Source organism: Pedobacter sp. JCM 36344 (assembly GCF_046546555.1).
Lineage (GTDB): Bacteria > Bacteroidota > Bacteroidia > Sphingobacteriales > Sphingobacteriaceae > Pedobacter.
Genome location: NZ_JBKHKK010000039.1, coordinates 1 through 1838 on the forward strand (window position 1 = coordinate 1; position 1838 = coordinate 1838).

4 protein-coding genes and 1 pseudogene are annotated in these 1838 nt (G+C 36.7%); all 5 read left to right on the forward strand.

Features of this window, described 5'->3' with window-relative positions:
* Positions 1-90: 90 nt before the first annotated feature.
* On the forward strand, positions 91-372 hold the full coding sequence (locus ACHFIZ_RS17835; protein ID WP_410888319.1) for a transposase: 282 nt from the start codon (positions 91-93) through the stop codon (positions 370-372).
* A complete protein-coding gene (locus tag ACHFIZ_RS17840; RefSeq protein WP_410886776.1) occupies positions 369-542 on the forward strand; it encodes a hypothetical protein in 174 nt (57 codons plus the stop codon). Before ACHFIZ_RS17835 ends, ACHFIZ_RS17840 begins: the two co-directional genes overlap by 4 nt.
* 25 nt (positions 543-567) lie before the next feature.
* Positions 568-990, forward strand: a complete 423-nt coding sequence (locus ACHFIZ_RS17845; RefSeq protein ID WP_410888323.1) for a transposase — start codon at positions 568-570, stop codon at positions 988-990.
* Positions 991-1002: 12 nt separating this feature from the next.
* Positions 1003-1215, forward strand: coding sequence for an integrase core domain-containing protein (locus ACHFIZ_RS17850; RefSeq protein ID WP_410888321.1), 213 nt, complete (start codon positions 1003-1005; stop codon positions 1213-1215).
* 369 nt (positions 1216-1584) lie between these two features.
* Positions 1585-1838, forward strand: a pseudogene (locus ACHFIZ_RS17855) (IS982 family transposase); the annotation flags it as partial.

Genomic DNA, 1838 nt, shown 5'->3' on the forward strand with positions numbered 1-1838 from the left:
AAAGGAAGAATTCTACGTTTTTGACTACAATACTCCCGAATATTTGGTCGATAGTTTAAGGTTATAAAAAAGGCCGTAAATTTAAACAGGATGAAAAAAGTAAGCAGAAAGAAATTCAGCGCAGAATTCAAAGCGAAAGTATCCTTAGAAGCGTTAAAGGAGCAGAAGACACTTGCAGAACTCGCGGTTCAGTATGATCTTCATCCTACACAGATTTCCCTTTGGAAGAAGCAATTTGTTGATAACAGCTCGATGTTGTTTTCCGAGAAACCATCAATCAACAAAGATGCTGAGGCAAATGAAGCCCGTTTATTTGAGCAGATCGGTAAGCTTCAGATGCAAAATGAGTGGTTAAAAAAAAAGTTGTTATGAAGTGCGGTATCATTGAGCGCAGGCAAATGGTGGTAAAAGACTCGAAGTTTAATATTACTGAACAATGCATGATGCTTGGTATTCACCGTTCAGGCTTCTACTATGCCCCTGAAGGGGAAAGTGAACTGAACCTGGATCTGATGAAAACTGATCGACAAATACTTTCTTGAACATCCTCATAGCGGCGTTCTGACTATCTGTGCTTATTTATGCATGAGTGAAGGCCATAAGGTCAATGTAAAGCGAATACGAAGGTTAATGCGTCTCATGGGGCTTATGGCCGTATATCCCGCTAAAAAGTTAAGCATTGGCAATAAGGCACACAAGATTTATCCATATCTGTTAAGGGGGCTGATCATTAAAAGGGTAAACCAGGTATGGCAAACCGACATCTCTTATATTCCCATGAAAAAGGGTTTTATGTACATGATGGCCATTATTGACTTGAAAAGCCGATACATTCTAAACTGGAGCGTTTCCAATACCATGGATGCTGGCTGGTGTGCGGATGTAGTAAAAGAAACTATAGCATTACACGGAAAGCCGGAGATATTTAATACCGATCAGGGCAGCCAATTCACCTCAGAGGAGTTTACCAATGTGTTGATAAGTAATTAAATACAGATATCCATGGATGGAAAAGGAAGAGCATTGGATAACATTTACATCGAACGTTTCTGGCGTAGCCTGAAATACGAGCACGTGTATTTGAAGCCCGCGGATGATAGTCTGGAATTGTTCAGGGGTATACAGGATTACATCAATTTCTACAATAATATCAGGAGGCATACCTCATTGAAAAGACAAACCCCATTTGATAGTTATACACAATTGGCCGCATGAGTATAAAAGAAAAAGGAGCAAAAAAGAAAAGGGTGAGGATATATGGAAAACGCTGAAGGGAGTTTACCACATTTCCTCACCTCAAGCAACAACAATAAAATTAAATAATTAACATTGTAAGGATTGTCGTCCTAACAACGGGGAGTACATTACTAAATCCTTATCTCAATAATATTTATCAAGATTTTTTCTTGCAATTAAAAACTACTTTCAATCCTGTTGGTTTAGCGTAACTGGCTTTTCGTTAATAAATTCCTTATTACTAACGTATTGTGCGATTAAAAAAGAGACTAAAATGGATAAAAAAGTTGTGCATAATACTGAAAATCAGTATTTAAATAGGAATTACGACCAAGTAAATTACTCTTTATGCACAACCTTTCGACCAATTTCAATCAATTTTTAGAAATAACCAAATCTGTTTTTAAATCCTCTATTAATGAGGACAATAACTTTAGATTTTATCCTAGAAAACCAAAACTATCTGATTGTGAGATTATTGCTTTGGTATTAACCGTTGAATCTATAGGTATTGACTCAGAAAATTACTTGTTTGTCAAACTTAAACAAGATTATTCAACTGAATTTCCACGGTTAATCCATCGCTGCAATTTTAACCGGAA